The sequence below is a fragment of the Corallococcus sp. 4LFB genome, assembly GCF_046520365.1.
Classification (GTDB): Bacteria; Myxococcota; Myxococcia; order Myxococcales; family Myxococcaceae; genus Corallococcus; species Corallococcus caeni.
In genome coordinates this window covers 1-4,708 of record NZ_JBKGHJ010000578.1, presented here as the reverse complement: position 1 = coordinate 4,708, position 4,708 = coordinate 1, and the positions used below count along the sequence as shown (strand labels likewise).

The following is a 4,708-nucleotide window of genomic DNA, read 5'->3' as shown; positions in this document are numbered from 1 at the left end:
CGGAGGTGGCCCCGCCGCCGCCGCCCGAGGGTGGGCCCCCGGACGAGCCGCAGCCGCCGCGCCGTGGCCACCTGCGGCTGGTGAAGTAGGGGCGGCCGGCTCGGAGCTCGGAGACGCGTCAGCGCCTGAGCTCCGCCTCCACGTCCGCCTTCTTGCCGCCCATGAACGAGCCCGTCCAGGCGCGGTAGCCCTTGCGCTTGAGCTGCACGGAGATGGAGCGCGAGGGGTAGGTGTTGTCCATCGCCAGCGGCGTCACGCCCACCTCCACGCCGTCCACCAGGACGGTGGCGCCGGAGGGCTCGCTGCGGATGGACAGCAGCGGCGTCGGAGCCCCGAGCGCGTGCATCACCTGGGCCTCGTAGCGGGGCCACAGGTACAGCGTGCCCGCCGCGAGCACCGTCGCGACGCCGAACAGCGCCACCGCCAGGCCCCAGCGCCCGCGGGGACGGGAGGAGGCCACGGGCTCGAACTCGTACGTCGTGCCCTCCGGACGGGCGCGCGCGCCTCCAGCTCCAGGTCGCCCTGGCCCGCCTGACGGATGCTGGGCCGGTTCATCCGCTCGGACTCGTCCACGTCCGACAGGGACTGCGTGGCCAGCGCGGGCGCATTCGCCGGAGCCTGGGCCGCGGAGGCCGCCGCTGCATTCCCCTGCGCCGGCGAGGACTTCGCCCTTGCGGGTGCATTCGCTTGAGGCCGCGCGGACGCGGCGGACTCCGTCCCACCCGCTGTGCCAGGCCCCACGCCTCCTGTCCGGGCCGGAGCCGCGCCCGCCGGAGGCCGCGAAGGGACTGGCCCCGCTCCTCGGGGCGCCACGGGCTCGGCGCCGCGCCACGCAGGCTCGCTCGCGGAGGCACGGGCGGCGCCAGCGCCGTATCCCGTCGCCGTCCCCGGTCCCGCGGTCTCGGGAGCCACGGGTGACGCGCTCGCGGAAGGCCCGCGCGTGCAGGCCTCGCAGGGCGACTCAGGGGACTCCAGGGCCGAGCCACACAGCGCACAGGTGTGGACCACGGCGCCGGACGCGGACAGCGAGACGCCTCCCACCGGCGGGCTCCACGGCTCCTCTTCCTCCGCGCCCACGGGAACAGTCGCCGTTGGCGCCCTCCACGGCGCGGAAGCCACCGCCCCCGAAGCCGCGGCAGCCGCGCCGCCATAGGCCATCGTGCCCGAGGTGGAGCCGGGCGCGGAGGGAACCCGCCCCGGGTCCACGCCCTCGCGCGGCGCGGCGGACATCACGAACGAAGCGGACGTCGACGCCGGAGCCTCCGCCAGGGCGGCCCGGGCCACTTCCCCCACGGACATGGGCAGCCGCACCCCGCGCAGGAAGGTCGCCAGCGCATGCGACGACGTGGGCTCACCCGTCGTCGCCAGCCACCGCGCGAGCGCCTCCGACACGTCCTCCGGCTCCGGGAAGCGGGCCGCGGGGTCGCGCGACAGCATGCGCAGCACCAGCGTGGCCAGCGACGCCGGCACGTCCGGCAGCGACGCGGGCGCGCGGTTGAGGATGGCGTACGCGACCGCCATCGGCTCCGCGGATCCGCCGAACGGGTGCTGCCCCGCGAGCATCTCCGCCAGCAGCGTGCCCAGCGAGAACTGGTCGCTCAGCGCCGTGGCCGGCTCGCCCCGGAGGACCTCCGGCGCCGCGTAGGGCACCTTGCCCTTGAACGCCCCGGGCTCCGTGCGCGACAGCCCCGCGAGCCGCGCGATGCCGAAGTCCGTGACCTTCACCTCGCCTTCGCGCGACACCAGCAGGTTGGACGGCGACACGTCCCGGTGGGCCGTCATCACCACCTGGCCGCCGTGCTGGCGCCGGTACGCGTGCTGCAATCCCGCCTGGGCCTGGCTCGCGATGAACACCGCCAGGTGCGGAGGAAACCGCAGCCCCTGCCGCGTCACCGCGCGCATCAGCGCGCCCAGGTCCCAGCCGTCCACCAGCTCCATCACCAGGAAGAGCCCCTCGGCGCTCTCCCCCACGTCGTGCACGGTGACGATGTTCTGGTGCTGCAGCAGCATGGCCAGCCGCGCCTCGGAGACGAACATGTTCGCGATGTCCGTCTCGCGCGCCAGGTGCGGCAGCACGCGCTTGATGGCCACGGTGCGCTCGAAGCCCTCCGCGCCCTTCGCCACTCCCAGGAACAGCTCCGCCATGCCTCCCGTGGCCAGCGGTTGCAGCAGCCGATAGCGCGACGTCACGAGGACCTCCGGAAAGGCGCGGTGGGGCGCATCACCCCTGGGACTGGGTGATGTCGCGCAGGTGCTTCCACGGGTAGATGCCCGTGTTGTGCTGGTCGCTGAAGACGAACGCGAGCGCGTAGTTGCCCACGGGCTGCATCTGCAGCACGCGCAGGTTCGCGGGCACCTGCGAGGGGTCCAGCGTGCGCTTCGCCGTCCACTCGTCCACGCACGCGGCGCACGGGCACTGCTGGCGCAGCACCTGCGCGGTGGCGGTCGTCGTCGCGCCGTCGTCCCACGTCAGCGTCAAAGACTCGCCGTCCGCGGACAGCTTCGCGTCCGTCGCGCTGACGGGCTTGGGCGCGGGCTTGATGCGATCCCAGAAGTTGCTCACCGGTCCACCTTCCAAAGCTTGGGGCAGCCCCTCCCTACCATCCTTCCGGCGGGGTGGGGTGGCTGCCGCGAAACCGGCAAGGGGCCCGGGGCGCGGAGCTTCAGGAAGCCAGCTTGACGGGCTGCCGGTGGCCTTCCAGCCGCACGCCCCGCTGGGCCAGCACCGCGCGCAGGGCCAGCACCACCTTGGGGTCCAGCTGCGCGCCGCTCAGGTTGTCCAGGATCTCCATCGCCTTCTCCAGCGGCATGGCCTTCTGGTAGGGGCGCGTGGAGGTGCACGCGTCGAACGTGTCCGCGCACGCCACGATGCGCGCGAGCAGCGGGATGGACTCGCCCTTGAGCTTGTCCGGGTAGCCCGTGCCGTCCCAGCGCTCGTGGTGGTGGCGCACGCACGCGCGCACCGGGCCCAGGAACGTGACGGGGCCGATGATGGCGTCGCCAATGGCGGGGTGCTCGCGCATCGTCGCCATCTCCTGGTCGGTGAGGCGCGACTGCTTGCAGAGGATGTTCTCCGCGATGCCAATCTTCCCGATGTCGTGGAGGATGCCGCCGTACTGCAGCTGCCGCAGCTCGCGCTCGGTGAGCTTCAGCTCCTTGCCAATCTCCACCGCCACGTCGCCCACCCGCTGGCTGTGGCCGCGCGTGTACGCGTCCTTGGAGTCGATGGAGTTGGCCAGCGCGACGATGGTCTCCAGGTAGCCCTTCTCCAGGCTCTCGTAGAGGCCGCGCGTCTCCATGTCGTACGCCAGGAGCTGCTTGCTCATGTAGTTGAACGTCTGGGCCAGCTCCCCCAGCTCGTTCTTCTGCTTGAGGTGCACCTCCACGCCGAACTTGCCGCGCGCCAGCTCCAGCGACGTCGCGATGAAGGTCTTCAGGGGCTGCGTGAGGTTGCGGGAGAAGATGGCCGCCAGCACCAGCGCCACCAGGATGGCGCCGCCCAGGCCCAGGAGGATGCGCCGCTCCATGGTCTCCACCTGGCGGTAGGCGTGCTCCACCGGCTGCTCGGACACGATGGCCCAGCCCGCCTCCGGCAGCACCGAGTACGCGGACACCACCGCGTCCCGCCCCTCGCCGAAGTTGCCCACGTGGAACAGCTCCGTGTCGGGCGTGCCCTCGCGCTGCTTGAGCAGGTGCGCCAGCGGCAGCCGCTTCGACACGTCGTCGCCCACCGCGCCCAGGTCGCCGCCGCCGGTAATCAGCCGTCCATGCCGGTCCGCCAGGTACGCGAACCCCGTGCTGCCCACGCGCTCCTGCGCCAGCATCTGCCGCAGGCCCGCGAGCGTCAGGTCCGCGGCCATGTAGCCCTGCACCGGGTCGCCCACGGGGAAGGCCAGCGTCACCACCGGCCCGCCGTCACCCTGGGACGCCACCACGTCCGAGTAGCGCACCCCGGTGAGCCCCTCGTCGAGCAGCGCCCGCGCGCGCTCCTCGTGCTCCGCCACCGCGCTGGGCGCCATGTCGTGCACCGCGAAGGCCTGCAGTCCCGGCAGCCGCTGCTTGTCCGCGCCGAACACGGTGAGCGCCAGCACCTCCGGGCGCTGGTTGAGCACCGACGCGATGTGCAGCCGCTGCGTGTCGCGCGACAGGGTGAAGAAGCCGCCCGGCACGCTGGACAGCCCCACCACCCTCTCCGTGGGGTCCTCCAGGAAGCTCTCCGCCTTGAGCCGCAGCTGCTTCACGCGCTCCTGCGCCAGCTCCTGCGCGTCGCGGATGAGCAGCTCCCGCGTATGGGACACCGACAACCAGCCCACCATCAGCGTGGGGATGATGCTGACCACCAGCATCAGGAGGAGGATGGCTTTGAAAAGTCGCACGGCGGTGGCTCCTCGCGGACAGGCGGCTATTTCTGCCAGCCGTCCTTCACCTTGACGTTGAGTTCGAGCGATTCCGCGGCCAGCTCGAAGCGCCGTGGCTGGGAGGGCAGGGACCGCCCCTGCTCCGGACTCACCGCCGTCACCGTCCAGCGGTAACGGCCCGCGGGCAGCGGCGGCAACGTCCATTGCCGCGCGGCCTGCACGGAGCGCACCGGCGCCGGAGCCGCTCCCCCTTCCACGCCTTCCGCGACGACCTCCACCTCGTAGCGCGTGGCGCCCGTGACGGCGGCCCACGCCAGCGTCACCGGCCCCAGCAGGCCCCCGGGCGCCGG

4 protein-coding genes and 1 pseudogene are annotated in these 4,708 nt (G+C 72.9%); all 5 read right to left on the bottom strand.

All coding sequences use genetic code 11. From position 1 onward, the window contains the following. Nucleotides 1-118: 118 nt before the first annotated feature. The gene (locus ACLEQD_RS37215; RefSeq protein WP_410390630.1) at nt 119-421 is read right to left on the bottom strand and encodes a PEGA domain-containing protein; all 303 of its coding nucleotides are present in this window, start codon (nt 419-421) and stop codon (nt 119-121) included. Next, on the bottom strand, nt 346-2,190 hold the full coding sequence (locus ACLEQD_RS37210) for a serine/threonine-protein kinase (RefSeq protein ID WP_410390629.1): 1,845 nt from the start codon (nt 2,188-2,190) through the stop codon (nt 346-348). Before ACLEQD_RS37210 ends, ACLEQD_RS37215 begins: the two co-directional genes overlap by 76 nt. Nucleotides 2,191-2,221: 31 nt before the next feature. Continuing rightward, nucleotides 2,222-2,563, bottom strand: coding sequence for a gamma-butyrobetaine hydroxylase-like domain-containing protein (locus ACLEQD_RS37205; RefSeq protein ID WP_171417119.1), 342 nt, complete (start codon nt 2,561-2,563; stop codon nt 2,222-2,224). A gap of 100 nt (nt 2,564-2,663) precedes the next feature. Beyond that, nucleotides 2,664-4,376 carry an HD domain-containing phosphohydrolase gene (locus ACLEQD_RS37200; RefSeq protein ID WP_410390628.1) on the bottom strand — a complete coding sequence of 571 codons (1,713 nt, stop codon included), beginning with the start codon at nt 4,374-4,376 and terminating at the stop codon, nt 2,664-2,666. 26 nt (nt 4,377-4,402) lie between these two features. Next, a pseudogene (locus tag ACLEQD_RS37195) lies at nt 4,403-4,708 on the bottom strand (peptidoglycan-binding protein LysM); the annotation flags it as partial.